Raw genomic sequence first — 26,963 nt, 5'->3', positions numbered from 1 at the left:
TTCATTAGGCTTTTATTCCTCAATTTAATTGGATTTATGCCAATTTTCCTCGAAGTAATTAATGTATTGACGATATTGCGATTCAGGTTCAGCATGCTGTACTACAATGCTTTTCCACTCATCAAATTTAGCTTTATCCTTGGCATGAAAGTAACTCTGAGCCATATTAATGGCCATTTCAGCGACTTGGTTTTTATCAGAAGCGAGTTCTATTCCTTTTCTATAAACCTTTTCGGCTTCAGGTAAGTTATTGAGATGCTTTAGGGAAAATCCAAGTTCACGGTAATACCAAAAGTTACTTGGATCATTTTCAATCGCCTTATTTAATACGATTACAGCCTTATAAAAGCTTCCAGTAGCATTATAGGCATATCCAAGTTCAAATTCTAATCCCGGATAATGTGGATCTTCCTGATAGGCCTTTTGCAGGATTGGCAAAGCTTTGATACTCGCACCAGCACCATTCATCATGGATGCTCTATGGACGCGTGTCTCAATAAAATCAGCATTCTGTTTATAATTTTGGAGCCATTCTGGTGGATTTGCTAAGCCTAGTTTTGTCACTTGTTCATCAGTTAGGACCTTCACATTAAAAGAGTTGCGATCAAGCCTCATGATTATATTACTGCTTGTGTCCAATCTAGGTACTTTATGGAATTCACTGTTTTTATATTCCAATTCGCCCTGATAGCTAAAGGTATAACCAGCCTCAGAGTCCAAATAGACAAATCCTAATGCATAGGTATTCTGATTCTCCTTTTTATCAAAGATTACCCACCTGTCCTCGGCATCATAAAACTTGGTTTCAAAAGTCAGAGAGGACTTTTGAGCAAAGGCAAATTGTATCAAAGAAATAAAAAGGATAAGAATTTTTTTCATGTCGTATGACTTTATGCTAAAATCGGGAAATAAACGGTAAAAACTAAAAGTTGGGATGTATTTTAAGGGTATTTAACTGAAAATATATGGTTAATTGCAATTTTTTTCGTTGAATAAAAAATAATCAGGCTCATTTTCAGGCTAATAATAATTAAGTTTTGGAGAGCGTACAAAAATTTCTACTTTTGTCGCGGAGAGTTGGCAGAGTGGTCGAATGCGGCGGTCTTGAAAACCGTTAACTGTCACAGGTTCGGGGGTTCGAATCCCTCACTCTCCGCACAAAAAGCCTTCATCGAAAAGATGAAGGCTTTTTTGCGTGAGTGAGGGATCGAACCTTGTGATGGCCGGGGTTCGACCCGCAGGGGGTTCAGGGTTTGCGTTGGGGGTATGTGGGACTGAACCAATCCCTCACGGGTGCTGGTCGAAAATGTTCCTGAACAACGATATACAAAAAGCCTTCATCGAAAAGATGAAGGCTTTTTTGCGTGAGTGAGGGATCGAACCTTGTGTTGGCCTGGGTTCGACCCGAAGGGGGTTCAGGGTTTGCGCTGGGGGCATGCGGGGCTGAACCAATCCCTCACGGGTGCTGGTCGAAAATGTTCCTGGAAAACGATATACAAAAAGCCTTCATCGAAAAGATGAAGGCTTTTTTGCGTGAGTGAGGGATCGAACCTTGTGATGGCCGGGGTTCGACCCGAAGGGGGTTCAGGGTTTGCGTTGGGGGTATGTGGGGCTGAACCAATCCCTCACGGATGCTGGTCGAAAATGTTCCTGGAAAACGATATACAAAAAAGCCTTCATCGAAAAGATGAAGGCTTTTTTGCGTGAGTGAGGGATCGAACCTTGTGATGGCCGGGGTTCGACCCGAAGGGGGTTCAGGGTTTGCGTTGGGGGTATGCGGGGCTGAACAAATCCCTCACGGGTGCTGTGAGTGAAAGATGGTGTTTGTGAAGTTTCAAAAAATTGATAAAATACTGAGGTTGTTCCGAAGTATCTCATCCTGTAAAACTTCAAAATCAAAAAAATTATGGTTTTTACTAGCGTACAGTTCCTTAACCTTCGGTTAAGGATGACAAAGTCTTTGGGAGTAAAACCATACAGATTCCTCACTTGTCGTTCAGAATCAGAAGTATACTAATAGTTTTATAATGATGTTCGTAATATTTCATTAAATAAAAAAAACCACCCACCTTTCCCTCCCATTTCTTAAATTTATCTTATCACAAACCCACTTCACCATGCAACCCACAATTTCCAATACCACCCCCATCAACGGAATCCAAATCTACTACGAAATATATGGCAAGGGCTCCCCATTAATCATGCTACATGGTGGCGGATCTACCATCCAAAGCAGTTTTGAAAGAATCATCCCACTTTTAGCAAAAACCCATCACATCATAGCCGTAGAATCCCAAGCCCATGGTAGAACCTCCGACAGAAACTCGCCTTCATCTTTTAACCAAGACGCCGATGATATCGCCCAGCTAATGGACCACCTAAAAATCAAAAAAACAGATATTCTGGGGTTTAGTAATGGAGCCACAACAGCTCTTCAATTAGCCATACATCATCCGGAAATAGTGAACAAACTTGTTTTAGGGTCACCTTTAGCAAAACGTAATGGCGTAGCAGATGGCTTTTGGGAATTTATGAAGAATGCCAGCTTAGAGAATATGCCTTCGCAACTAAAAGAGGCATTTCTAAAAGTAAATCCCTCCGAAGAAGGATTAAAAAACATGCATGACAGGGATGCGGCAAGAATGGTTAATTTCAAGGATATCTCTGATCATGACCTTCAATCCATCGTTGCTCCAGCTTTGATTATCTTAGCTGAACAGGATGTAATACTGACGGAACATGGAATAGAATTAAACAAGTTGATTCCAAATAGTCAACTGGTTATCCTCCCTAGGGGCCATGGCGCATACTTTGGAGAGATTACGACGATCGGCCCAGATTTCAAGGAAGAGGACCTTCCAGTTCCTTTGATTGAAAGGTTCCTGAATTAAATACAAAAGCTGAATTAATCTTTAACTCAGATTTGTGTATATGTAGATATCATTTAACCTTTTGTAACCGGATGGTATCTCCCTCCAAACTAAAAAACCTTAGTGTATCGACCTTAATGTTAAATGGTATTTGCCTGTCTGCAGTGTCAATGATAATACCTTCATTCGATTCCAAATTGAAATTATAGGTTCCCTCCCACTTGGTTGTATCATATATTGCCTTGAGCATACCATCTTTTAAAAAGCTTAGTTCCAGATCAACAGAATCTGAATCTGCATCCAATTTACCTTTTCCCTTCCATTCCGTTCCAATAATGGCGATTTCCTCATCAACATTAAAATCATCCTTTACACAAGACGTAAATCCAATTGAAACCATTATCAAACCAAAAACCAACTTTCTCATATTTTCTTAAATTATCTTGATCAGCCCTCCAATCATCAAGATTAATGCCAATATAGGGTTAGTGGATTTGACCTTCCGAATAATATATTCCGAAATTTTTCTTTGGAAGAACTATGATTTTAAAGATTAATGAAATAAATTTATTAAAAAATTATTTCTATTATGTTAATGGTAAACTATCATAACAAAACTTTCCACACCGTCAGCAATTCTCAAAACGGCGAAACTTCTTCTGAAACAATATTTCATTACAAACAAATCGGTAATGTAGTTTTTGCAGAATACCAAGGTGGCAATATTAAATATGGCCATTTATTGGGTCTTGTGAGCGAATACGGAACTATAGACATGACCTACCATCAGGTAAATGTTGCTGACGAATTGATGTGTGGAAAATGCGAATCAATCCCCGAAATCTTAAGCAATGGCAAAGTCAGGCTACACGAAAGCTGGGAATGGACCTCCGGTGATTTTTCAAAGGGAAAATCTATCGTAGAAGAGGTATAATTGGAACTGAAAGCTTAAATCATTCCTGCGCATTCTATTGAATTTTTTGGATACCATTCTAAATCCAGTATATTTAAACCCATATGTTACTGGTACAAATACAATTCAATACCTTTACAACCATCTTGTTGGTGGCGCTCTTGCTCGTCATTATCCTTTTATTGATCTATTTGTACAGGAGCCAAAAACAGGTCAATTCTCTTGCAAATAAGCTTAATAAGATCGAAGGAGAATTACATAGCCACCAATTGAAAGATATCGATTACAAGCTTAATCCGCACCTGTTTAAGAATGTATTGAACTCCATCCAGTCCCATGCCTATCAGACTTTCCACTCCTTAGATTCGCTTTCCAATGTGCTGGATTATATCTTATATGAAAGCAGCAAAAAGTTTGTCACACCTCAGCAGGAGATATCCTTTGCAATGAGCTTGATTGAAATCAATAAGATAAAATTGAGTCCCTTATTCGATTTAAAGGTGAAACAAAAGGTTCGAGAGAATGAACCTCTATTGAACCAAAAACTGATGGTTCCTATGTTGAGCACAGATTTGATTGAGAATGCCTTCAAGCATGCCGATATCCAAAGCCCAAATGCCTTTATCTCGGTTACTTTTGAATTCAAGGATAATGTATTCTCCTTGACCGTTGCCAATAAAATATCCAAGAAAGAGCCTATTCAGAAGGACAAGGATGGTTATGGTTCCAAAATGCTGGAACAACGCTTGAATATCGTCTACAAGGACAATTACAAACTCGATAAGTTCATTGAGGGCGATGTCTACATTGCCCATTTAAAAATAAATCTACTTGATTACAAAGCTAAGGTGCTTGCTGCTCGATGATGAGCTGCCAAGCCTACAATATTTGAAATTACTGTGCCAGCAGATTCCTGACCTGGAAGTCGTCAAATCCTTTAATTCCCCTCAAGATTTATTGGCAGAATTTCCTACATTGGATTTTGACCTATTGATTTCAGATATCGATATGCCTGGCTTAAACGGTCTCGAACTAGCTGAACAATTACGAGGAAAGCCTATAATCTTTATCACGGCCTATGCTGAATATGCTGCTGATGCATTTGACCTCCAAGCCGTCGATTATATCCGAAAGCCGCTCAAAATTGAGCGATTAAAGCAAGCTATCCAAAAACTATTGAGCATTCGTGGTAGAAAACCGATTGAAGAAAAAAACTTCGTCCAATTAAATACTGATCAAGGCAAATACCTGCTCTATTTTGACCAGATTGCTTATATTCAAACTTCATCCCTTGATAGCCGCGATAAAATCGTTCGGCTTGTGGATCAGAAAGAGGTAACCCTGAAAAACATCTCCTTCGATAAATTATTGGAGATTCTCCCTGAAATGCAGTTTTGTAGGATCAATAAAAAGGAAATCATTTCCATGAATATCATCAGTTCCTTCTCGCATGATGAAATCAAGACCAATTTTAGTATTGGAAGCGATGCTCCCCTAACCTTTAATCTGAGTGAAATCTATAAAACCGCTTTCATCCAAAAGGTCAGTTTATAGTTTCGCTACATAAAAGCCCCCTTTCATTACATATTTCTGCTTAATGGCCCAATAAGCAGGGTTTTTAAGTTTATTAATTTCTATTTTCATCCCGTCAGACTGCGCAGAAACTGACGCCAAAACAAAAATTGAAGAAGGAATTATTGTATGAAGAACTTAAAAAGCAGCTTCTTTTATATTGTTATCATTGGTGGATTTTCATTATTGATTTATTGGATCATCAACCATGGTGCTTTTATGGAAGAAGGTCGTCATGTTGAAAACATGGGATCCAACCTTTCCAATTGGGAAGAGTTCCTAAGTTCCATGTTGCATAATTTACAGCATCCATTGGCAATTTTATTGGTACAGATCATCGTAATCATATTGGTTGCTAGATTATTTGGTTGGCTCTTTAAAAAAATAGGTCAGCCTTCTGTAATCGGAGAAATCATTGCCGGTATAGTCTTGGGGCCATCCTTTTTGGGCATGTATTTCCCCGATTTCTCTGCTGCCCTATTTCCAGAAGCCTCTTTTGGCAACCTGCAGTTCTTGAGCCAGATCGGATTGATCCTGTTTATGTTTGTCATAGGAATGGAGCTGGACCTAAAAGTCTTGCAGAAGAAAGCTCATGATGCCATTGTTATCAGTCATGCTAGTATTATTTTACCCTTTGCATTGGGTGTCGGCTTGGCTTATTTCATCTACCAAAGTTTTGCTCCAGAGGGAATCGCATTCTCATCTTTCGCTTTATTTATCGGGATCTCCATGAGTATTACTGCATTCCCAGTCCTAGCTAGGATTGTTCAGGAACGCCACATGCAGAAAACCAAGGTCGGCACCATTGCCATCACCTGTGCTGCTGCCGATGATATCACTGCATGGTGTCTCTTGGCAGCTGTAATTGCCATAGTAAAGGCAGGTTCATTTGTCAGTTCCCTATATGTGATCGCTTTGGCGGTTGCTTACGTTTTATTGATGATCAAAGTGGTGCGTCCATTCCTTAAACGCATTGGCGAGCTCCACTCTACGCGAGAAAACCTTAATAAATCCATTGTTGCCATTTTCTTCTTGACCCTCTTGGTCTCCTCTTACCTTACCGAGGTTATTGGAATCCATGCTTTGTTCGGCGCATTTATGGCAGGTGCCATCATGCCCGAAAATTCTAGGTTCAGGAATATCTTCATTGAAAAGGTAGAAGATGTAGCCTTGGTCCTGCTCTTGCCTTTATTCTTTGTTTTTACAGGTTTAAGGACAGAAATCGGCTTGTTAAACGAACCATATTTATGGAAAGTTACCGGTTGGATTATTCTGGTCGCTGTTGTCGGTAAATTTGTAGGGAGTTCCCTAGCTGCCAAGTTTATGGGGCAAAATTGGAAAGATAGTCTGACCATAGGTGCATTGATGAACACCCGTGGCTTGATGGAATTGATCGTACTGAATATTGGATTTGATCTAGGGGTATTGAATGCTGAAATATTCGCCATGATGGTTATTATGGCTCTGGTCACCACCTTTATGACCGGACCAGCAATCGATCTATTCAATAAGATTTTAAAATCTACGGAGGATGTCGTTCCAGAAGAAATCAGCCGAAAAGGCAAGTATAATATCTTGATTTCTTTTGGCAATCCCGAAACAAGTCCATCCCTTTTAAGATTGGCAAATGGAATGGTCAAGCAATTGAACCAAAGTTCATCCATTACCGCAATGCACCTGACCCCAACGAGTGACCTCACATATTTAAACTCAGATTTATATGAGTTCGAAACCTTTGAACCCATAGTCAAGGAGTCCAAGTTCTTGGAGCAAAAAATCAGCACCTTGTTCAAGGCTTCCAGTAACCTAGAAGCTGACGTCGCAGAAATTGCCAATGATGGCGATTATGACCTTCTTTTGATTGGTATTGGACAGTCCATATACGATGGTACTTTCCTAGGCAAAATCTTGGGGGTAACGACACGGATCATTAATCCTGAAACCTTGATCTATAGGGCTAAGGAGAAGGAAAGTCCGTTTAATACCTCCTCATTTTCTGATAGTACCATTCAGATCATGCACAAAACGAAGGTACCTGTTGGGATTTTCATGGATAAGGGTTTGAAGAAACTGGACAAGATATTGCTTCCTATCTATACAAAGGAGGATTTGGAGCTATTGCCCTATATCCAAAAATTCATTCATAATTCCCAATCACAGGTAACTCTGATCGATGTGCATCATATCCTTCAAGAGGATAAAAAGGCATCAGAAATGGTTCGCGCCATTGCTTTGAAGGCACCTAACCATATTAGCAAATTCGAAGCAATGGATATAGATGCGCAATTATTCAAGGATCATGATCTATTATTGATCAGTGCCGAAAGCTGGCGCGAATTGATCGAAAGCAATAAGATATGGCAATCTGAAATGACTTCCGTAATGGTAATAAAGAAGTAATAACGCATATTTAAATTAATATTCTTGCTGAAGATAATCAGTAGATTTTATTCTTTAATCAATTTTTTATAATTTGAAAGAAATCACGCTATCTCCAAATGGAAGAACAAAATCAAGAATTAAGGGCAACAATAAAAGAATTTAGGGTTAATCAAGATATATCCAAACTGGATCGATTTAAGTTGGATGCACAGCCTACCCCTGACAAAAAATGGACCTATGATCCTCATGCTTGGGATAGAGCCATGTTGATCTTAGAACTGTTTAATGACAATACCGCTGCTGATAAACCACTTATTAAATGGATTTTGGATGAGGAGATCAAAGGTCAGGAACTCGAAATTCCATATTATGCCTTAGATGTCATCGCCTACTTATTGTACAAGTACATGGACAATGAGGATGTCTACCAGCTTTTCCTAGCCAAATTTGCCTATGGAAATGTATTCCATTTGGATGTTGAATTAATCTTCGGTCATGACAGGGAAGAAATGAAAGCATACTTGAAAGATTCCCAAAATGCCAATCCATTGAACAAGGATATATTGGCAACTATTTCTTCATACGAGCAAAATCCTGATGCAAAATTCAAGAGCCGTGAGGAGTATGTAAATTATTATGAAAACAGGAAAATAAAACATATCCGCAATGATATTGAAGCTAGCAAAAATTATATGCAAACTGGAGATTATTGATAATATATGCTCCAAACTTAAATGGGCTACAATTTCTTGTAACCCATTATATTTATTTTAATTCTTCTTGAATCTGTTCTAGAGACTTTCCTTTGGTCTCTGGCATTCGCATCACAAAGAAGAAGGATACTACCACCATGATGGCATAGAACAAAAAGATATAGAAACCACCAGAGGCAAAATTTTCGACCACGATCGGGAAAACCCAAGAAATTAACGCAGCCATTACCCAATGCGTGGTACTTCCTAAGGAAGTGCCTTGAGCTCGAACGGCATTCGGGAAAATTTCAGAAATAAAGACCCAAATAACGGCTCCCTGAGATAGTGCAAATGATGCAATAAAACCTATGATATAGAATAACAGAAACTCCGAAGCTCCACCTTTCAAGCCAAATGCGGTCAATACTAAAAATATAAACATCCCCACTGCCCCACTTAACAAGAGTTTCTTTCGACCATATTTATCGATAATGCTCATCCCGATCAGGGTAAACAACAGGTTGGTACCTCCTATGAAAATAGGTTGTAGAAAGGCCAGATCCCTACTGAACCCTGCCATTTCAAATATTCGTGGCGCATAGTACAGAATGGCATTGATCCCAGTGAATTGGTTAAAAACCGCCAATAGGACCGCGTAAATGATCGGTTTCCTATATTTCGCCTGGAACAATGGAACTTTTTCTGAACTTGCATTTTCTGTATTGAGCGTTTCCTCATAGGTTTGGCCTAAGTCATCAAATACTTTCTTGGCCTCTTCTTTTCTATTATTCAATGCTAGCCAACGTGGAGAAAACGGAATGGTATTGAGCAATAATAGAAAAGCTAATGAAGGTATGGCCATGATTCCTAACATGTATCGCCAAGCATCGTCTCCGAAATTTGCAAATAAATAATTCGTCAGGAAAGCGATAAAGATACCGCTGACAATCATAATCTGGAACATACCAGTCATTCTTCCTCTTAGTTTGGCAGGTGCTATTTCTGATATATACAGAGGACCGACTACGGAACTTACCCCAACAGATAATCCACCCAAGAACCTGAAGAATAAAAACATATACCAGTTAAAAGATAGTCCACAGCCTATTGCCGAAAATAGGTACATTACGGCAACCACCTGTAGCACTCTTTTCCTCCCGTATTTTTGGGCAGGTTTTGCAGCAGCGATGGCTCCAAAGATGGTTCCGATCAAGGATATCGAAACTGTAAATCCATGCCAAAAAGAATTAAGATGCCACAATTCCTGTATGATCTTTTCGGCTCCCGAAATGACAGCAGTCTCAAAACCGAATAGGAATCCTCCTAAAGAGGCGATAAATACATATTTCCAAATTTTACTCATAGGTTTAGGTGTTTTCAGTGGTTATTTACTTTCGGGTACTGGATCAAAATCAGTTAATTTTGTGGGATCATAGACGGCAACTGCCACTCTAGAATCCGCACAGCCATAATAGAGATACCATTTATTCTTAAAATAGGTCAATCCTTGAATAAATACTGTCCCATCCTTATATTGACCTGATTTCTCAAATTCTTCCATAGGTCTCAGGAAAGGGACATCCATACGTTGGATGACATGCGTAGGATCGGTATTGGAAAATAACACCTGCCCTGCACTGTAAGTGCCAATATTAAATCTTGGATCTGCTAATTCTTTTTTATCATGGTTCTTACCATTATACAATAGTAAAATACCCTTATCGGTTAGGACAGCTGGAGGCCCGCATTCGGTCAGGGCTGAATCAAAATACCCTTCACGAGGAGAAATAAATTTCGCTAGGTGTCCCTCTTCATCCAATACTGGTTCCCAATTGATCAGGTCTGTGGAAGTTGCTCCAGATACGCCATGCTCTCCCCAATACATAAAATATTTGCCATTTACTTTACTTATGACCAATCTGTCATCCTTTAGGGTGGTCACAATCGAGGCTGATTTATGAGGCTCCTGATAGACCTTTTGGTATTTGGCATTCTTGAATATTGGTCCATGCTTTTGCCAAGTGATCAAATCTTTGGAAGTTGCAACTCCTAAGCGCGGCATTTTCCTGTTCCACTGTGTATAGAACACGACATAAGTGCCATCTTCTGTAACGGCCAATCGCGGATCTTCCAAACCTCCTGGCCATTCATATTCGCGTTGGCTGTCCTTATTCGGAAATAAGACAGGTTCTTTGCGTCTCTTAAAGTGGATGCCATCATTACTCTCCGCTAATCCCAATCTGGAAGTCCTAAAACCGATCCCAATACCAAATTTATCCTCAGCACGGTACAGAACATATACTTTACCATCTTTCACGACAGCGCCAGGGTTAAAAGTGTCATTTTCCTCCCAACGGACCAAGGAGTCACTCATCGGATCCATAAAAATAGAAGTGGAATCAGGAAGGATAATGGGATTGACAGCATTGGGCCGTTCAAATCCGCCTAAGGTCCAGACAATATCCTTGGTTATCGCCGCATCTGGTTTGGTCGATATGCAGCTGACAAAAAGAAACAATAGAGCAATGGAAAACAATCTATTGGACATGCTTTTCAGATTAATTAGGTTAATAAATCAAATCAGTAAACCGCTTTAGCAATTTGATATATCTAATATAAGACTAAAAATTATTTCTACAATAGCAATTGTTTATTAAAGCTCAAGTACAGAATCGTTTACAATGACGAAAATCTTGTTGTTTCTATCTTTCTTCACCAGGTGCAAACCTGTGTATTTTCCAAATGCCGGCATCGTGAGCACTTTATCCTGAATAAAAAAGCATGGCAGTCGAAAAGATTGCCTTCCTCCTGCTTCGATAAGACAGCCTGGATGAATATGCCCTACTATATTGAACATGTAATCTGGTAAGCCAATTATGGGCTCATGGGAGAGAATCACTCCTTCAGCTAATAATACTTCATCCTTGATCTTCATGTTCATATCTTGAAAATGCTTTTCCTTCAAGATATCATGGTTCCCTTTGGTCAGGGTAAATTGGATCGAGTATTTACTGATGCTGTTTATATGGGATTTTAATTTTTCCCAATCGGAATTCCATTCGGAATGGAAAAGATCCCCTAAGAAAACGATTTCCTTGATATCAAGGTCATCAATCAATAGGTTCATCCTTTCCAGCTCTTCATCAATGTTTGGTGCTGGAACAAAAAGACCTTCCTTGCGAAAATGGGCTAATTTACCGAGGTGCCAATCGGAGATGATCAACATAAAATATTTGGGAATATACATCACCTTTTGGGGTAACAGATAAATTTCCAATCCATTTAACTCTAAGCGTTTAGCCATCTAATAGTTGATTTTTCAGCTTTTCCAATCGACTTTGCCAATCTTCATTGGAATAGCGCTCTCGAAAAGATTCTGCAAATATAGGGAACGCAAAGGGAGTTAATTTAGAAGGTCTACTAAAAATAATCTTATGTTTCGAGATTCGTTCAAAGGCAAGCTGCATTCTCCCTTCCTCCAATTGAAAATCAAAAACTTCATCATAAGCCTCCCGTAACAGAAGATTGGAGGGCTCATATTCAGAAAAAACAGAAAAAAACAGCCCGGCATTCGCCTGCAAATGCTTGCTTTTCATCTGCTTTCCTGGAAAACCCTGAAATATCAGTCCTGCAATACCAGCTATGTCCCGAAACCTCCTTCTTGCCATTTCCTGAACATTGATTCCAGAATTGATGTCCTTGTGCAGGTTCTGTGGACTGAAAATTTGCTTTAACAGTTGGGTGTCTATTTCATAATCTGTTTCGGAAAGAAGCTCAATCCCATATTCATTTGTCGCAATGGAGAAGGTTGCAGGTTTTAACAGACTCAATCGATAGGCCACAACCTGAGCCATTCCTTCATGGACGAGCTTTCCTTCAAATGGATAGAAAAAGAGATGGAAGCCATACTTGGTCTGTATATATTCGACCAAGAGCTCATCTTCTTTCGGAAGGGCCGAGAGTTGCTCCTGCTCTTTAAATAATGGTTTCAAGAATTTTATTTCTGGACTTATCCCTACAGTTTTATGGATACTCTTAAAACTATGTCGAATAGCAATCCCAAGGTCTGTAGAAATGGCAAATCGCCCACCCATCCAGGATGGTACCACACCTTTTTTCTTTTCAGATGCCTTCACGATAGCATCATTTGCAATAATCTGAACCAGCTCCAGCTGCCGACCGGAAAACCAAAAAACATCGCCGATATTCAATTTTGAGATAAAGGACTCCTCTATGGATCCCAAATATTTTCCAGAAAGGAATTTCACCCGCATCATCAGATCTGATACAATGGCACCTATAGACAATCGATGTCGCATCGCCAACTTTCTTGAAGTCACCTTGTATACCCCTTCTTCCAAAACCAAGCGATGGAAATCATCATACGCTTGAAGGGTTGATCCCCCATGGATCAATAAGGACATGCATTGGTCAAATTCCTCTTGGGTTATCGATTCAAAACAATGGGTTTGAGCTACCTCTTGCAGGATTTCATCTGCATAAAATCCATCTCCTACAGCCAAGGTCATGAGATATTGGATCAAAACATCAAAAGATCTTAAATAGGGAATCCGACTTTCCACGATTTTCTCCTTCACGGCAAATTTCAAGGAATCTCCCTCAATGATCTCTAAGGAATTGGTAGGCACGTAATAGATGATAGAGGTAGCATCAGGCCTATGGCCCGAGCGTCCTGCCCTTTGCAGGAACCTGGCAATACCTTTTGGCGATCCAACTTGGACTACGCAGTCCACGGGCCTAAAATCAACACCTAGGTCCAAGCTGCTCGTACAGACTACCGCCTTTAATTTTCCTTCATGCAGGGACTCCTCTACCCAATTGCGGACCTCGTCACTTAATGAGCCATGGTGGATGGCCAGCAGTCCGGCAAATTCTGGATAATAGGTAATAATCTGCTGGTACCAGATTTCGGCCTGCGACCTTGTATTGGTGAAAATTAATGTTGTTTGGTAATTATTGATAATATCGACGACCTTGTCCAATAGTTTAATCCCTAAATGGCCAGCCCAAGGAAATTTCTCCAGATTATCCGGAAAGACCGTCTGAATGTCCATTTTTTTATGGATATCAGCCTTAATGAGAGTTCCAAGGGTTCCTGGACCTAATAGTATATCTTTTGCTTCCTCTAGGTTACCGATCGTTGCCGATATACCCCAAATCTTCAGGTTAGGATTTATGGCCTTTAAGCGACTTAGCGCAAGCTCAATTAACACACCTCGCTTGGATCCCAACAGTTCATGCCATTCATCAACTACAATGAACTCCAGATTCTTAAAATATTCCTGTCCTCCTTTTGTTGCAAGGATCAGATGCACACTCTCCGGCGTCGTAATTAAAGCTTGAGGTGGGTTTTTTCGCTGTTTCTGGCGAATGCTGGTGGAAGTATCTCCTGTCCGCAATTCAATCTGATAATCAAGGTCCAAGTCAGTTGAAACTTGATTGGTCGCTTTATGGATTTCCTTGGAAAGCGCTCGCAACGGGGTAATCCAAAGGGCATGCAGGTGTTTTTTCTTGCTTGCTTTGGGATTTGTCATTTTAGCATAGTATTGAGCAATGATCCCAAACCAGATCGCAAAGGTCTTTCCATAGCCAGTCGGCGCATTCAGTATTCCAGATTCTCCATTGGAAATTGCCTCCCAACAGTGCTCCTGAAAGGCATGCGCCTTCCATCCCTGGTTAAAGAACCATACTTCCGCAAATTCATTTTTCACTGTAGACATCCAAAGAATGAAAATAAGAATTAATAATATCTTAATAACTTTTTATGAAGTAATTTGTTATAACCAATAACAAAGTAAATATTATGACAAATAAAAAAATAGGTGTTTTTGTAGGAAGTTTGAGAAAAGAGTCTTTCAATAAGAAAATCGCTAACTATCTGGTTTCTAATCCACCGGCAGGTTTGGAATTAGAGATTCTAGAAATTGGCCAACTTCCATATTATAACGAAGATTTAGATCAAGGAAATCCTCCTAAGGAATATGTTGATTTCAGGAAAGCCGTGTCCGAATTAGATGCAGTGCTTTTTGTCACTCCAGAATATAATCGTGGGGTATCTGCAGTGCTGAAGAATGCCATAGATGTTGCTTCAAGACCATATGGTAAAAATGTTTGGAATGGTAAACCAGGCGGCGTGATCAGCTCTTCTATTGGAGCAATCGGTGGATTTGGTGCCAATCATCATTTAAGGCAATCATTGGTCTTTATCAATGTGCCAACCATGGCTCAACCGGAAGCCTATATAGGTAATGTTGCAGCAAATTTCGATGAACAAGGAAAATTGGTCAACAAAGATTGTCAGAAATTCTTGGACTCCTTTATGGCAGCCTATAAAGAATGGATTGAAAAATTCTTAAAATAGCCGAATAGTATTGGCTAAATGAATGCAATGTCGGCAAGTTGAAACTCAATCCACTTGCCGATGTTTTTTTAGTTTATTGAAACTTGATTTCACCAAAGAATGCTGGTAAATGAAAATTAGGTTTTGGAAAATCGATGTCATTCCAAGCTACAAAATGAGGATTTGGTAAACTGTCCCCACATTTATAGAAATTTGCTTGAACTGTTGTTCCCCCTAATTCATCCGCTTTTTTACCAAATAAAGAAATCGGAATGACCAAGATCATATCCCAAGTCTTATCCCCTTGAAGGTTCTTTACTTGGGTGAAGGTACTCACACTTAATATCTCCTCTGCTGTCAATCTATTTCTGGATGCCTTATCCGAGGTTCCATAACCGATCAGACCTGCGCCTAATACATTAAATTCAAAATTATAATAGGTCTTGCGATCATCAAATGAAACAAAGAACTCAACACAGCTATCTTCCCAAATATTTTCATTCGGACGGATATATTGAGCTTTTACAAATTCCTCCTGAACATGATAATGGACATAAATCGACTCCTGATCATAGGCAATCTGAAATCTTACTTCAGGGTTTACCGGAAACTCAGTTTGCCAAGGTGCTTGGTCTATTTGGTTCCAATCTAATCCAAACAGTCCCTTTGAAAGGCTGGCGTAATCTAATTCACCGCCTGTAAGATCGATTTTTTTAACAATAAGTTCCTTCATATTAGTTAGACATTAGATTCTCCGCTAATATACTTGTTAATTTATCATTGTTTTCTTCAAGTTCATGGACAAGCTTCAATTGAGCTTTTGTCCTTACCAGGTTATGTTCTGGGTAAGCGATTTTATAATAGGTATCCCCATTGATATAATCGGTCAAGAACCTGACTGCTTGCATATAGGGCAATAAATGAACAGCAGGAATAAGAGAATCCACTTCTGTTTCGGTCAAAAACTCCTTAGCTTCTGATAGATATCCAGCCGTAAATGATTGGAACAATGGAATATTTAAGACAATTTTTGATACATCAGCTTCATCTTCTGCTGCTGAATTGATAATGGTACGGATGGCGTCTCCAAAATCATAGGCTACATAACCTGGCATTACCGTATCCAAATCAATGACACATTGCACGTTATCGTCCTTATCCAACAAAACATTGTTGAATTTTGTGTCATTATGGGTAATTCTCAAAGGCAATTGATTGGAACGGCCTAATTCTAGGATCGTCCTCATCTTTTCTTCGCGCTCAAAGATATAATCCAATAGATCCTGGATTTTCTCCACACGCTTTGCTGGATTTTTCTCAATTGCTTCGCGAAGGTTATTCAATCTAAATTCGATGTTGTGGAAATTGGGAAGTATTTCAACTATGGTTTTAGGATCCAGGTCACTCAATTGTTTCTGGAATTGTCCAAATGCCAATCCACCAGAGTAAGCCTGCTCTTGGGTCTCCAAGATATCATAACTCCTAGTATCAGGAATCAAATGGAATACGCGCCAATAATCACCATTTTCCTCTTGATAGTAGTTTTTTTCATCTATGGTAGGAACAATAGTCATTGTTCTCTTCAAGACTTCCTTTTCCCCTAAGTGTGCTAATTTTTTCTTGAGGTGCTCACAGACACTTTCAATATTATTCATCAGGCCTTCCACGTCTTGGAAAATATGATGGTTAATGCGCTGCAATAAATAAAGGTTATTTTGTTGGCTATTGGTTGTTATCTTAAAGGTATCATTGATATGACCAGACCCAAAAGGTACAGAATCAATGATTTCACCTTCTAATTTAAATTTCTCCGCCGATCTAATGCTATTTTCAGTTTTTTTGGTTGACATTACTCTTAATTCATTCAACATGCTATGTAATGAATGCAATATCTATAAACAGAATCAATAAATAAAATATTTTTTATAATCAAACGGTTGCATAATAAAATTGCATGCAGTCAATTTAAAGTATTAATTATAGGTTGTTTCCTTGCTTTAAAATCAATTTTAATCAAGTATTGAAAAGAAAATTTCGTATTTTGCTACATGATTAGCGAGTTATATCCCATATGGTCACGGAAATAGTAATTATTCTTATATTAATAGTTTTAAATGGTATCCTATCTGCTTCTGAAATAGCGATAGTATCCAGCAGAAAAGCAAGATTGCAAGCTGCAAGTTCTAAAAATCAAGGTGCCAAAACCGCCCTTGAATTAAAAGAAAACCCAAACAACTTCTTATCGACCGTACAGATCGGTATTACCTTAATCGGTATCTTGACTGGTTTTTTCTCCGGAGGTTCAATCTCAGTTTACATTGCAGAACAACTCAATAAAATAGAAGCCTTAGCGCCTTACAGTAATCAAGTTTCTGTTTTGGTCGTGGTATTGATTATCACCTACCTTTCCTTAATTATCGGTGAATTGGTTCCAAAACGAATCGGTATGGCTATTCCTGAAAAGTATGCTTCCTTTATTGCAGTTCCTATGAATGTACTGAGTAAGATCGTAAAACCATTTGTGTGGTTGCTGAGCATCTCTACTGAGTTTATCGTGAAGTTATTCAATATCAAGGTAAATCAGAATGCAGTGACCGAAGAAGAAATCAAGGCCTTGGTCGATGAAGGTGTGGATAGTGGAGCCATTGAAGGAATTGAACATGATATGGTGGATCGTGTATTGAGCCTAGGTGATAAAAAGGCAATAAACCTGATGGTGCACCGAAGCAAGATCACTTATTTGGATATCCAAGATAGTTTTGAAGAAAACAAAGCTTGCATTATCGCTGATGAGCATACCGAATATCCTGTCTGTGACGGTAATTTTGACCATGTCATTGGAGTGGTGCATGTTAAAACCCTATTGAAGGAATACTTAACCTCCAAGGAAATGGACCTGGCGAAACTGGTCACTCCTATCCCCTTTGTCAACGAGAACACATACGCCTATAATGTCCTGAAAACCTTGAAAATTGGCAAGGTTCTACAGGCTGTAGTTGTTGATGAATACGGTAGTCCTCAAGGGATCATTACCATGACTGATATTGTAGCCTCTCTAGTAGGTGGTTTCGACTCTCCTGAAACAGAAGAGAAGAAAACTATCAGACAGCGTGAAGATGGATCTTTTGTTATCGATGGTAGTTTCCAGCTGGATGATTTTATCGAAATGTTCAACTTGGATCTTACAGAGGAAGATGAAGATGAGATCGGTAATTTAACAACAGTGGCTGGATTGGTATTCTTATTATTGGATCATATACCTGAAGAAGGCGAAAAAGTGATGTACAAGAACCTAGAATTTGAAGTCTTGGACATGGATGGTCATAGGATCGATAAACTTAGTCTTATCGTCAAAGATCCTGCATCTGACGAAACAGCAAATATTGACTGATAATACTCATATAAAGACATCTGAAAAGCCACCAAATTTGGTGGCTTTTTTTATGCATATTAAGGAGCATATATTCTGAATTATTCTTCATTATTGACCGAAAAATTTTAACAGATATTCTATACCCCTCAGTTTACCCTTATTCGAGACATGTTCGGAAAATTCGGAATGTGTCTCGAATAAGGTCCATATAAAACCTAAGTATTTTTATCAATTTTTGGATTGAATTTCTATTCTTGGAATAGCAAATTTGGAAGGGAGACTTTAACCTAAAAAAGGCATAGTTAAAAGTCGAAATAATCGATTGAAAACCGAAAGACTAAATTCAAAAAAATAAGAGGAAATCAGTTATTGACTTCCTCTTATATATTCCTTAAGAAAAGGAATTAATAATTTTCAGAAGTTCATGTTTCGGCTGTAATCCACTTTGACGCCATACCTGATTTCCATCCTTATATAGGATTAAGGTTGGAACACCTTGAACATGGAATTTGCTCGCTACTGCTTGGTTCTTGTCGATGTCTATCTTAATGATCGAGAGCTTCTCTCCCATTTCATCTTTAACTTCTTTTAAGATTGGTGCCAACATTTGACATGGTCCACACCAAGCTGCTGAGAAGTCGATCAAGACCAAAGAATTTTTTTGAAGTATATCGTTAAATGATGCCATTGTATAATAATTTATAAAATTAAGCATTTAAGCCAATGGATTAAATGCTTCGTTAATTCACTTGTTTCTATTAATAATACAAAATTAAGCCTATTTCGTTTATTCTAAGCTCAATTTTTCTAGATCTTCAATATCGCCACTGAATAGATTGAGGTCCACTGGTCCTTTAATTCCCTTCACAGTGCCTTTCTCTGAGAATTGCCAGAAATTCCAGTGTTTCTTGGGCTTCTCTACCCAAAAGTTATAGTTAGCAATCCAAAGGGTATAGTCTGCAAATTCTTTTTCCAGGAAGTCAGCAAAATATTTGTCTCCTGAGTATAAAACGGGTTTTATTTTATAATGTTTTTCAACTTGGACCAGCCATCTCTTTAAGCCAGTCTTTAAACTGTCCATGGACTGGTTCCTAGGCATTTCTTCGATATCCAATACCGGAGGTAAGTCTCCAGGTTCAAGCTCCACAGTTTTGATAAAGTTATTAGCCTGCTTAACAGAATTTTCGTTTGGTCGGAAATAATGGTAAGCCCCCCTGAGTTTATTTCTTTTCTTGACCGCTTTCCAATTGGATCTGAATTTGCTGTCCTTTGCTTTTTCTCCCATGGTAGCACGGATATATATGAAATCTACCGGGAATTCCCCATTGATCGTTAAGACCTCGTCCCAGGAAATATCACCTTGATACTGCGAAACATCGATTCCGAAGATTTTATCATCGTGCCTACGCATCAATTCGACATTTCGGATATCATATTTGCTATTATCCTCAGCGATCATCTTGTCCTTCTCAAACCATTTGACCATCAGGTAAGATAGACCCGCACGGTGCTGCCAAGCAAAAATACCTATGACGATCAGGCATGGAATGGCAATACTCCAAAAAAGTAGATTACGGTTAATTTCTCTTTCGGAGACAACTTTTTTCTTGACCGTTTTGCGCTTTTTTGTCATATTGCGTGAAATTAGGCTATTTATAGATTATAGCCAAAAAAATTATTCAATGATTGTTTACAACCCCAAAGACTGGTTTAAAACCATTTCCTACCTTCATAACAGTAAAATTTTCAAGAGACTTCTTCCCTATCTTATTATTTCTGTTTTGGTATCCTGGGCTCTAGCATATTGGGAGTTGGAATACCTGAAATTGTCCGATAGGACTTGGATGAAAAACATTACCACGGTCCATAATCTATTGGGCTTTGTCCTTTCCTTATTATTGGTTTTTAGAACAAATACTGCCTATGACCGTTGGTGGGAAGCCAGGAAACAATGGGGCGCCCTAACCAACACTAGCAGAACGCTTGCCATTAAGCTTAATGCCTTTTTAGCACCGGATGACAAGGTAAACCGAAGTTTCTATAAAAAGTCGATTGCTCTTTTTGCAGAGACGCTCTTTAGCTATTTAAGGTCTGACTATACCAAATTTATGCTGGATGAGAATGAACATCCTGAATTACAGGATCTTGATGAAAAGAAACATGGTCCCAACCAGGTAGCTGCCCTCATCTATAAAAAGACCAACAAGATCTATAAGGAAGGAATCCTTACAGGAGATCAACTTATTGTGCTGAATAAGGAATTGACATCTTTGACCGATGTGACCGGAGCCTGTGAAAGAATCAAGAACACACCTATCCCATTGGGTTATAGTGCATTCATAAAAACTTTTATTGTGTTGTATACAGCCACATTGCCCATTGGCCTGGTATTTTCAATGGGTTATTTTGTAGTAGCAGCTGTTCCATTTATATTTTATGTATTAGCTACGCTAGAAATGATTGGCGAATCCATCGAAGACCCATTTGGCGCAGATTCTGATGATCTACCGATCGATAAGATCGCAGCAAATATCAAAAAGCATTGCAATGAGATATTGTTGGGTTAATCTGGAAAGTCCCTAAATCTATCTAACTAACTGTCGTGTTGAGGAACGAAACATCTCGGAGTAAAACAAGGATTGCACTGGCTTACAGTTCTTGTATCGAAGGTTCAGGTTGACAGGCCATTTTTTATAAGAACCGTACAGATTCTTCACTAATCGTTCAGAATTGGAAATGTGCTAAAGAAACATTGGCCAATTAATTGTTTGATGGGCTTAAAATCCTGGCCCATCCTCTAATCCCTTTAATCCTGGTTCAAATAACCCAAACCCAATCATCAATCCCCAAAAAAAAGGGATAGCTTTCGCCATCCCTTTCATATTCATGTTTTGCAATGCTATTCCTTAGACCACAATATTGATAATCTTTCCTTTTACAAAAATCACCTTTTTCACAGCTTTGCCATCCAATAATTTTTGGACATCTGCATTTTCTTTCAATATTCCCTCTACTGCTTGTTGATCAAGATCTAAAGCAAGAGGAAGGTTCATTTTCATCTTTCCGTTAATGGAAACAGGGTATGCAAATTCACTTTCTACCAAATATTCAGGATTGAAGACTGGGTAATTTGCATAAGAAATGCTGCCGGCTTCATTTCCTAGTTTAGACCATAGCTCTTCGGTAATATGTGGAGCATATGGTTCTAGGACGATCAAAAGATCTTGAAGGATCTTACGCTTGTTGGTTTTAAGATCGGTCAATTCATTTACACAGATCATAAAGGCCGATACGGAAGTATTGAAAGAGAAACGCTCAATATCTTCTTCAACTTTCTTGATGATCTTATGTAATGCTTTGTATTCCGCTTTTGTTGGCTCTTCATCTGATACATTGAAGTTTCCTTCAGCGTCATGGAATAAGCGCCATACCTTACGTAAGAATTTATATACACCTTCAATACCATTTGTGTTCCAAGGCTTTGCCTGTTCCAAAGGACCTAAGAACATTTCATATAGGCGAAGCGTATCGGCGCCATATTGTTCGATGATATCATCAGGGTTGACCACGTTGAATTTAGATTTTGACATCTTTTCAACTTCTGTTCCGCAGATATATTTACCGTTTTCTAAAATGAATTCCGCATCATTATAATCAGGTCTAGACTGTTTGAATTTCTCCAGGTCTAGAACATCGTTATGTACAATATTTACATCCACATGTAATGGATTCACGGTATATTGATCTTTCAATCCTAAGGAAACAAATTGATTGGTTCCTTTTCCATCAGCATCCAATACACGATAAACAAAATTGGATCTTCCTTGGATCATACCTTGGTTGATCAATTTCTTGAACGGTTCTTCTTCGTTGTGATAACCGATATCTTTCAGGAACTTGTTCCAGAAGCGTGAGTATAGCAAGTGACCTGTAGCATGCTCAGAACCACCAATGTATAGATCTACTGCTTTCCAGTAATTCACTGCTTCTTTAGAAGCAAAATCCTGTTCGTTTTTAGGATCCATATAGCGGAACCAATACCATGAAGAGCCTGCCCATCCTGGCATGGTACTCAATTCATACTCGTATTGGTCTTGGTATTTCCATCCTTCTGCACGACCCAAAGGCGGCTCACCGGTTTCAGTTGGAAGGTATTTATCTACCTCAGGAAGTAATAAAGGTAATTCTTCCTCTTTGATCAAATAAGGTAATCCATCCTTGAAATAGACAGGAACTGGTTCTCCCCAGTATCTTTGTCTGCCGAAGATGGCATCGCGCATACGGAAGTTGATTTTTGCCTTGCCTAATTTGATGGCCTCCAATTTTTCGATCAATGCTGGAACAGCTTCCTGATAGCTCATTCCATTGATGAAATCTGAATTGATATATTTTCCATCCTTATTGGGATCTGCTGCTTCAGAGATATCCTGTGAATCAGAGATCGGAATGATAGGAAGGTTAAAATGCTTAGCGAATAGATAATCACGTTGATCACCTGAAGGTACGGCCATAACGGCTCCTGTCCCATATCCAGCCAAAACATAATCAGCAATCCAGATCTGTACATCTTCTCCAGTCAACGGATGTTTGGCATATGAGCCTGTAAATGCTCCGGAAACGGTCTTGGTATCCGCCAGACGATCCAATTCGGATTTCTTGGAAGTCTTATCGATATAAGATTCGATTTCAGCTTTTTGAGCCTCCGTAGTTAAAGCAGAAACTAATTCATGTTCTGGAGCTAAAACCACAAAGCTAACACCGAAAATAGTATCGACACGGGTGGTAAATACTTCGATATTATCATTTAATTGAGGAACAGGAAATTTGACACTTGCACCTACTGATTTACCGATCCAGTTGCGCTGCATCTCTACCAAAGGTTCTGGCCAATCGATGGTATCCAACCCTCTTAATAGACGGTCTGCATAAGCAGTGATACGCATTGACCATTGCATCATTTTCTTTTGTTCCACTGGGAATCCACCACGTTCTGACAAACCGTTGATTACCTCATCGTTTGCCAATACCGTTCCTAACGCAGGGCACCAGTTCACTGTACTCTCTCTCAAGAAAGCCAGTCTATATTTTAATAGTTCAGTTTGTTTTTCTGTTTCGGAGAATGCCTTCCATTCATCCGCTGTGAAGGTCAATACATCTTCGTCAGATTCGGCTTTGATGCCTTCGGAACCTGATGTCTCAAATTTTTGGATTAAGGTAGAGATCGACTCAGCCTTATCGGACTCCTTATTATACCATGCATCGAATAGCTGCATAAAGATCCATTGGGTCCAACGGTAATAATCGGGCTCAGAGGTACGGACCTCACGAGACCAGTCATAGGAGAAACCAATGTTATCTAACTGCTCTCTATAGCGGTTGATATTCGCTTCAGTGGTGATAGCTGGATGCTGTCCAGTTTGGATGGCATATTGTTCAGCTGGCAGACCAAAAGAGTCATAACCCATGGGGTGCAATACATTGAAGCCTTTTAATCTCTTGTAGCGTGAAAAGATGTCGGAAGCAATATAGCCGAGCGGGTGACCAACATGCAGCCCAGCACCAGAAGGATAAGGAAACATGTCCAAAACATAGTATTTTGGTTTTTCAGTAGATTCAGAAGTCTTGAAGGTCTGGTTATCAGCCCAAAACTTTTGCCATTTTTGCTCGATAGATTGATGGTTATACTCCATTATAAATTATAAAAGTATGGTACAAAGAATTGCGAAATTAGCGAATTTAGGGTAAATTCGGTATAAAAGTTTTTTATTCTATACAATAAATTCTGATATTCGCTGTTAGAAAATTAGTATTGGGAAAAAATAAATCCTTACTTTCGCAAGGATAACCGCAGAATCAAATATATGTCAGTGATCGAACAGGGTTCACCAAGGAAAAAAACTAAATCAGTATACGTATCTACAGTAATCAGTATTGCACTGGTTTTATTGATGACTGGTCTTTTGGGACTAATTCTAGTCCATGCTAAAAACTTATCTCGCTATGTAAAAGAGAACATCGTCTTGAACGTCATCGTCAATGATAATGTCAATGAAGGTGATGTGCTATCGCTACAAAAGGATCTTGAAAAAGACCCTTATGTTTTACGTTCGGAATATGTGAGCAAGGAACTCGCTGCAAAGAACCTTAGAGAGGATTTGGGTGAAGACTTTGTTGAATACTTAGGTAGAAACCCTTTGCTGCCATCTATTGATGTGTACATGAAGGAACAATACGCGAATAGCGATTCGATCCAGACCTTCATCAATAAGATTGGAAAAAACAGCCGCATTAAAGAGGTGGTTTACCAAGAGTCATTGATTGATATGGTCAACAAAAACATCCGTGTGATCAGTATCGTGATTCTTGCCTTTACCGTGATTCTTTTGATCATAGCCGTAGCTTTGATCAACAATACCATTCGACTAGCAATCTACTCTCAGCGTTTCTTGATCAAGAGTATGCAGTTGATCGGTGCTACGAAAGGGTTCATCCGCAAACCATATATATTATACGGGATTGCCCATGGATTGATCGGTGCCTTGATTGCTATCTTACTATTGATTCTAACCTTACAATTTGCTCAAAAACAAGTACCTGAATTGGTATTCTTACGCGATTGGTTTGAATTTGCAATGATTTTTGCCATCGTTTTAGGATTAGGTATCTTGATCTCTGGAGCAAGTACATACTTTGCCGTTACCAAATATTTACGTGCTAAATCAGCAAGTTTATATAGATAAAATCGATCAATTGTTAATCCGTTCAGAAAATGAGTCAAACTAAGAATGTAAAAGGAACTCCAGCAAATGCTTCAAATGCGGGGTTTGTATTTAAGAAAATAAACTATCAATTATTTGTTTTGAGTATCGTTGTGGTGGCCATTGGCTTCATCTTGATGATGGGTACAGAGGATATATACAGCTTTACCAAAATCACTTTGGCACCTATTGTTGTGGTTGCTGGTTTTGCATTAGGATTTGTAGCAATATTGTATAAACCTAAGAACAAAACAAACCAGGAATAATGAGTTATTTAGAAGCAATTATCCTCGCTATCGTCGAGGGTTTAACAGAGTACCTTCCTATTTCTTCTACTGCTCACATGGGCTTTACGGCCGCATTGATGGGTATGGAAGAAAGCGAATACCTAAAGATGTTCCAAGTTTCTATTCAGTTTGGAGCTATCCTTTCCATTGTTGTCCTTTATTGGAAAAGATTCTTTGATTTCAAAAACCTTAAATTTTACTACAAATTAGCCATTGCCGTTATTCCAGCCCTAGTATTGGGTAAATTATTGGATGATAAGATTGAGGCGGTGTTAGGAAACCAGATTGCCATTTCAACCGTATTGGTTTTAGGTGGTGTGGTCCTATTGTTTGTGGACAAATGGTTTAAGAATCCAAAGATTACCGATGAGAAGGAAATTCCGGTAAAGAAAGCCTTTATTATTGGTATTTGGCAATGTTTGGCGATGATGCCAGGAACTTCACGATCTGCAGCATCCATCATCGGTGGTTTGACCCAAGGACTGGACCGTAAAGCAGCTGCTGAGTTTTCATTCTTTTTGGCCGTACCTACGATGCTTGCCGTAACTGTCTACTCCATTTTCGTCAAAACATGGGCTGAAGGAACAGAACATGCGGCAAAAGGTTATGAGATGATCATGGCCAGCAATGAAAACATCATGATTTTTATCATCGGGAATATCGTTGCGTTTATCGTTGCCATGATTGCCGTAAAAACTTTCATCAGCGTACTAACAAAATATGGCTTCAAATTCTGGGGCTGGTATAGAATTGTTATCGGTATAGCCCTGTTGGTGTTTTTTTATACGCAAGGATAGGTAAGACAATAGACATGATAAATAAGACACAAGAATATTCTAACTGTATATGTTAGATAATATTTTTAAGGACCTTTTTAGGTCCTTTTTTATTTCAAGTCTTTTGTCGGTTGTCTGATATCTGATGTCTTGTTTCAAAATAAAATTCCTATTTTTGCAGAAAATTAGCCAGAGGAGACATTCTGAACTGATGCACAGATTGGAATGAATTCCATGAAACTTTAAGATTAAATGAGCGAAAATATAGAAGGACAAGCTAAGCCAAAATTTGCTTTTGCGGAGGGTGAAGTGTTATTAATCGATAAGCCATTAACGTGGACTAGTTTTGATGTCGTTGGTAAATTGCGCAACAGCATTAAACCGATGAAGGTTAAAGTTGGACACGCTGGTACCTTAGACCCTTTAGCAACCGGACTGCTGATCGTTTGTACTGGTAAGATGACCAAGCAAATCGATGGGTTCCAAGCTGAAGACAAAGAATATACTGGAAGCATAACCTTAGGAGCTACCACTCCTTCATATGACCTAGAAACTGAAATTGACCAAACTTTTGACTATTCTTTCTTGAAGGATGAAGATATCTTGAATACAGCAGCTTCTTTTGTTGGTGTCCAAGATCAGTTCCCTCCTGCCCACTCTGCTATTAAAATTGGGGGAGAGCGTGTGTATGAGAAAGCAAGACGTGGTGAAGAGGTCGAGTTAAAGGCAAGAAGGGTTGAAATCATGGAATTTGATGTTGAAAAGATCGAATTGCCAAAGGTTTACTTCCGGATTAAATGCAGTAAAGGAACTTATATCCGTTCCATCGCCCATGACTTCGGCAAAAAACTGAATTGTGGCGGACATCTATCTTCTTTGAGAAGGACAAAATCGGGCGACTTTGATGTCAAAGACGCCTGGGAATTAACTGAATTAATTAATCAAGTAAGGGAGTTAAAGAACCAAACGGTTTAATAGT

At 39.0% G+C, this 26,963-nt stretch carries 24 protein-coding genes and 1 tRNA gene; 14 read left to right on the top strand and 11 right to left on the bottom strand.

Annotated elements, in window-relative coordinates; genetic code table 11:
* Positions 1 to 24 precede the first annotated feature (24 nt).
* Positions 25 to 879: a tetratricopeptide repeat protein gene (locus NMK93_RS10325; RefSeq protein ID WP_254527139.1), complete on the bottom strand. Its 855-nt coding sequence runs from the start codon at positions 877 to 879 to the stop codon at positions 25 to 27.
* Positions 880 to 1,071: 192 nt separating this feature from the next.
* On the opposite strand from NMK93_RS10325, the gene NMK93_RS10320 reads away from it, so the two are divergent.
* Positions 1,072 to 1,156, top strand: a tRNA-Ser gene (locus NMK93_RS10320).
* Positions 1,157 to 2,117: 961 nt separating this feature from the next.
* Entirely contained in the window at positions 2,118 to 2,891 is a 774-nt protein-coding gene (locus NMK93_RS10315; RefSeq protein WP_254527138.1) for an alpha/beta fold hydrolase, read from the top strand.
* A 49-nt stretch (positions 2,892 to 2,940) separates the two neighbouring features.
* On the opposite strand, the gene NMK93_RS10310 is transcribed toward NMK93_RS10315, so the two are convergent.
* Positions 2,941 to 3,297: a hypothetical protein gene (locus tag NMK93_RS10310; RefSeq protein ID WP_254527137.1), complete on the bottom strand. Its 357-nt coding sequence runs from the start codon at positions 3,295 to 3,297 to the stop codon at positions 2,941 to 2,943.
* Positions 3,298 to 3,459: 162 nt separating this feature from the next.
* Here NMK93_RS10310 and NMK93_RS10305 point away from each other — a divergent pair, with 162 nt between their 5' ends.
* From NMK93_RS10305 to NMK93_RS10285, 5 genes are all read left to right on the top strand, one after another.
* Positions 3,460 to 3,804, top strand: coding sequence for a n-acetylglutamate synthase (locus NMK93_RS10305; protein ID WP_254527136.1), 345 nt, complete (start codon positions 3,460 to 3,462; stop codon positions 3,802 to 3,804).
* Between the two features lie 83 nt (positions 3,805 to 3,887).
* A complete protein-coding gene (locus tag NMK93_RS10300; RefSeq protein WP_254527135.1) occupies positions 3,888 to 4,649 on the top strand; it encodes a histidine kinase in 762 nt (253 codons plus the stop codon).
* Positions 4,615 to 5,337 carry a LytTR family DNA-binding domain-containing protein gene (locus NMK93_RS10295; protein ID WP_254527132.1) on the top strand — a complete coding sequence of 241 codons (723 nt, stop codon included), beginning with the start codon at positions 4,615 to 4,617 and terminating at the stop codon, positions 5,335 to 5,337. Before NMK93_RS10300 ends, NMK93_RS10295 begins: the two co-directional genes overlap by 35 nt.
* 147 nt (positions 5,338 to 5,484) lie before the next feature.
* Positions 5,485 to 7,755 (top strand): cation:proton antiporter, encoded by a 2,271-nt coding sequence (locus NMK93_RS10290; protein ID WP_254527131.1) that lies wholly within the window; start codon positions 5,485 to 5,487, stop codon positions 7,753 to 7,755.
* 98 nt (positions 7,756 to 7,853) lie between these two features.
* The gene (locus NMK93_RS10285; protein WP_254527128.1) at positions 7,854 to 8,450 is read left to right on the top strand and encodes a hypothetical protein; all 597 of its coding nucleotides are present in this window, start codon (positions 7,854 to 7,856) and stop codon (positions 8,448 to 8,450) included.
* 52 nt (positions 8,451 to 8,502) lie between these two features.
* Here NMK93_RS10285 and NMK93_RS10280 read toward each other — a convergent pair whose 3' ends face one another.
* The 4 genes from NMK93_RS10280 to NMK93_RS10265 form a co-directional block, all read right to left on the bottom strand.
* Positions 8,503 to 9,792, bottom strand: a complete 1,290-nt coding sequence (locus NMK93_RS10280; protein ID WP_254527126.1) for a sugar porter family MFS transporter — start codon at positions 9,790 to 9,792, stop codon at positions 8,503 to 8,505.
* A 21-nt stretch (positions 9,793 to 9,813) separates the two neighbouring features.
* Positions 9,814 to 10,977, bottom strand: a complete 1,164-nt coding sequence (locus NMK93_RS10275) for a glycoside hydrolase family 130 protein (protein WP_254527124.1) — start codon at positions 10,975 to 10,977, stop codon at positions 9,814 to 9,816.
* Positions 10,978 to 11,082: 105 nt separating this feature from the next.
* Positions 11,083 to 11,733, bottom strand: a complete 651-nt coding sequence (pdeM, locus tag NMK93_RS10270) for a ligase-associated DNA damage response endonuclease PdeM (RefSeq protein WP_254527122.1) — start codon at positions 11,731 to 11,733, stop codon at positions 11,083 to 11,085.
* Positions 11,726 to 14,170, bottom strand: a complete 2,445-nt coding sequence (locus tag NMK93_RS10265) for a ligase-associated DNA damage response DEXH box helicase (protein WP_254527119.1) — start codon at positions 14,168 to 14,170, stop codon at positions 11,726 to 11,728. The genes pdeM and NMK93_RS10265 overlap by 8 nt, the downstream gene beginning before the upstream one ends.
* Before the next feature lie 83 nt (positions 14,171 to 14,253).
* Here NMK93_RS10265 and NMK93_RS10260 point away from each other — a divergent pair, with 83 nt between their 5' ends.
* Positions 14,254 to 14,811, top strand: coding sequence for an NADPH-dependent FMN reductase (locus NMK93_RS10260; protein ID WP_185214444.1), 558 nt, complete (start codon positions 14,254 to 14,256; stop codon positions 14,809 to 14,811).
* Between the two features lie 73 nt (positions 14,812 to 14,884).
* On the opposite strand, the gene NMK93_RS10255 is transcribed toward NMK93_RS10260, so the two are convergent.
* Both NMK93_RS10255 and NMK93_RS10250 read right to left on the bottom strand, forming a co-directional pair.
* Positions 14,885 to 15,523: a carbohydrate-binding family 9-like protein gene (locus NMK93_RS10255; protein ID WP_254527117.1), complete on the bottom strand. Its 639-nt coding sequence runs from the start codon at positions 15,521 to 15,523 to the stop codon at positions 14,885 to 14,887.
* Between the two features lies 1 nt (position 15,524).
* A complete protein-coding gene (locus NMK93_RS10250; protein WP_254527116.1) occupies positions 15,525 to 16,640 on the bottom strand; it encodes a phosphotransferase enzyme family protein in 1,116 nt (371 codons plus the stop codon).
* Positions 16,641 to 16,861: 221 nt separating this feature from the next.
* Here NMK93_RS10250 and NMK93_RS10245 point away from each other — a divergent pair, with 221 nt between their 5' ends.
* Positions 16,862 to 18,181 carry a hemolysin family protein gene (locus tag NMK93_RS10245; protein WP_185216267.1) on the top strand — a complete coding sequence of 440 codons (1,320 nt, stop codon included), beginning with the start codon at positions 16,862 to 16,864 and terminating at the stop codon, positions 18,179 to 18,181.
* A gap of 373 nt (positions 18,182 to 18,554) precedes the next feature.
* On the opposite strand, the gene trxA is transcribed toward NMK93_RS10245, so the two are convergent.
* The gene (gene trxA, locus NMK93_RS10240; RefSeq protein ID WP_093096417.1) at positions 18,555 to 18,851 is read right to left on the bottom strand and encodes a thioredoxin; all 297 of its coding nucleotides are present in this window, start codon (positions 18,849 to 18,851) and stop codon (positions 18,555 to 18,557) included.
* A 99-nt stretch (positions 18,852 to 18,950) separates the two neighbouring features.
* Positions 18,951 to 19,796 carry a glycoside hydrolase family 25 protein gene (locus NMK93_RS10235; RefSeq protein ID WP_185214440.1) on the bottom strand — a complete coding sequence of 282 codons (846 nt, stop codon included), beginning with the start codon at positions 19,794 to 19,796 and terminating at the stop codon, positions 18,951 to 18,953.
* A 49-nt stretch (positions 19,797 to 19,845) separates the two neighbouring features.
* Here NMK93_RS10235 and NMK93_RS10230 point away from each other — a divergent pair, with 49 nt between their 5' ends.
* Positions 19,846 to 20,730 carry a bestrophin family protein gene (locus NMK93_RS10230; protein ID WP_185214439.1) on the top strand — a complete coding sequence of 295 codons (885 nt, stop codon included), beginning with the start codon at positions 19,846 to 19,848 and terminating at the stop codon, positions 20,728 to 20,730.
* Between the two features lie 339 nt (positions 20,731 to 21,069).
* Here NMK93_RS10230 and leuS read toward each other — a convergent pair whose 3' ends face one another.
* A complete protein-coding gene (gene leuS, locus NMK93_RS10225) occupies positions 21,070 to 23,853 on the bottom strand; it encodes a leucine--tRNA ligase (RefSeq protein ID WP_254527114.1) in 2,784 nt (927 codons plus the stop codon).
* A 171-nt stretch (positions 23,854 to 24,024) separates the two neighbouring features.
* On the opposite strand from leuS, the gene NMK93_RS10220 reads away from it, so the two are divergent.
* The 4 genes from NMK93_RS10220 to truB all read left to right on the top strand — a co-directional run bounded on the left by NMK93_RS10220 (position 24,025) and on the right by truB (position 26,959).
* Entirely contained in the window at positions 24,025 to 24,903 is an 879-nt protein-coding gene (locus NMK93_RS10220) for an ABC transporter permease (protein ID WP_093096407.1), read from the top strand.
* Between the two features lie 29 nt (positions 24,904 to 24,932).
* Positions 24,933 to 25,187 (top strand): DUF3098 domain-containing protein, encoded by a 255-nt coding sequence (locus NMK93_RS10215; protein WP_185214437.1) that lies wholly within the window; start codon positions 24,933 to 24,935, stop codon positions 25,185 to 25,187.
* Complete coding sequence (locus tag NMK93_RS10210) at positions 25,187 to 26,005, top strand: undecaprenyl-diphosphate phosphatase (RefSeq protein ID WP_185214436.1); 819 nt, start codon at positions 25,187 to 25,189, stop codon at positions 26,003 to 26,005. The genes NMK93_RS10215 and NMK93_RS10210 overlap by 1 nt, the downstream gene beginning before the upstream one ends.
* Before the next feature lie 231 nt (positions 26,006 to 26,236).
* Positions 26,237 to 26,959, top strand: a complete 723-nt coding sequence (gene truB, locus NMK93_RS10205; RefSeq protein ID WP_254527111.1) for a tRNA pseudouridine(55) synthase TruB — start codon at positions 26,237 to 26,239, stop codon at positions 26,957 to 26,959.
* Positions 26,960 to 26,963 lie beyond the last annotated feature (4 nt).

Origin of the sequence: Sphingobacterium sp. LZ7M1 (genome assembly GCF_024296865.1) — a bacterium.
GTDB lineage: Bacteria > Bacteroidota > Bacteroidia > Sphingobacteriales > Sphingobacteriaceae > Sphingobacterium.
Note: the sequence above shows the minus strand (reverse complement) of the source record. Positions and strands in the feature narration are given on the sequence as shown.

Coding starts and splice junctions, on each gene's coding strand:
- NMK93_RS10305 (WP_254527136.1), top strand. CDS start 3,460: ATGTTAATGGTAAACTATCATAACAAAACTTTCCACACCGTCAGCAAT.
- NMK93_RS10250 (WP_254527116.1), bottom strand. CDS start 16,640: ATGTCAACCAAAAAAACTGAAAATAGCATTAGATCGGCGGAGAAATTT.
- trxA (WP_093096417.1), bottom strand. CDS start 18,851: ATGGCATCATTTAACGATATACTTCAAAAAAATTCTTTGGTCTTGATC.
- NMK93_RS10245 (WP_185216267.1), top strand. CDS start 16,862: ATGGTCACGGAAATAGTAATTATTCTTATATTAATAGTTTTAAATGGT.
- NMK93_RS10275 (WP_254527124.1), bottom strand. CDS start 10,977: ATGTCCAATAGATTGTTTTCCATTGCTCTATTGTTTCTTTTTGTCAGC.
- NMK93_RS10220 (WP_093096407.1), top strand. CDS start 24,025: ATGTCAGTGATCGAACAGGGTTCACCAAGGAAAAAAACTAAATCAGTA.
- truB (WP_254527111.1), top strand. CDS start 26,237: ATGAGCGAAAATATAGAAGGACAAGCTAAGCCAAAATTTGCTTTTGCG.
- NMK93_RS10215 (WP_185214437.1), top strand. CDS start 24,933: ATGAGTCAAACTAAGAATGTAAAAGGAACTCCAGCAAATGCTTCAAAT.
- NMK93_RS10230 (WP_185214439.1), top strand. CDS start 19,846: ATGATTGTTTACAACCCCAAAGACTGGTTTAAAACCATTTCCTACCTT.
- NMK93_RS10285 (WP_254527128.1), top strand. CDS start 7,854: ATGGAAGAACAAAATCAAGAATTAAGGGCAACAATAAAAGAATTTAGG.
- pdeM (WP_254527122.1), bottom strand. CDS start 11,733: ATGGCTAAACGCTTAGAGTTAAATGGATTGGAAATTTATCTGTTACCC.
- NMK93_RS10280 (WP_254527126.1), bottom strand. CDS start 9,792: ATGAGTAAAATTTGGAAATATGTATTTATCGCCTCTTTAGGAGGATTC.
- NMK93_RS10325 (WP_254527139.1), bottom strand. CDS start 879: ATGAAAAAAATTCTTATCCTTTTTATTTCTTTGATACAATTTGCCTTT.
- NMK93_RS10265 (WP_254527119.1), bottom strand. CDS start 14,170: ATGTCTACAGTGAAAAATGAATTTGCGGAAGTATGGTTCTTTAACCAG.
- NMK93_RS10310 (WP_254527137.1), bottom strand. CDS start 3,297: ATGAGAAAGTTGGTTTTTGGTTTGATAATGGTTTCAATTGGATTTACG.
- NMK93_RS10290 (WP_254527131.1), top strand. CDS start 5,485: ATGAAGAACTTAAAAAGCAGCTTCTTTTATATTGTTATCATTGGTGGA.
- NMK93_RS10235 (WP_185214440.1), bottom strand. CDS start 19,796: ATGACAAAAAAGCGCAAAACGGTCAAGAAAAAAGTTGTCTCCGAAAGA.
- NMK93_RS10260 (WP_185214444.1), top strand. CDS start 14,254: ATGACAAATAAAAAAATAGGTGTTTTTGTAGGAAGTTTGAGAAAAGAG.
- NMK93_RS10315 (WP_254527138.1), top strand. CDS start 2,118: ATGCAACCCACAATTTCCAATACCACCCCCATCAACGGAATCCAAATC.
- NMK93_RS10255 (WP_254527117.1), bottom strand. CDS start 15,523: ATGAAGGAACTTATTGTTAAAAAAATCGATCTTACAGGCGGTGAATTA.
- NMK93_RS10210 (WP_185214436.1), top strand. CDS start 25,187: ATGAGTTATTTAGAAGCAATTATCCTCGCTATCGTCGAGGGTTTAACA.
- NMK93_RS10300 (WP_254527135.1), top strand. CDS start 3,888: ATGTTACTGGTACAAATACAATTCAATACCTTTACAACCATCTTGTTG.
- leuS (WP_254527114.1), bottom strand. CDS start 23,853: ATGGAGTATAACCATCAATCTATCGAGCAAAAATGGCAAAAGTTTTGG.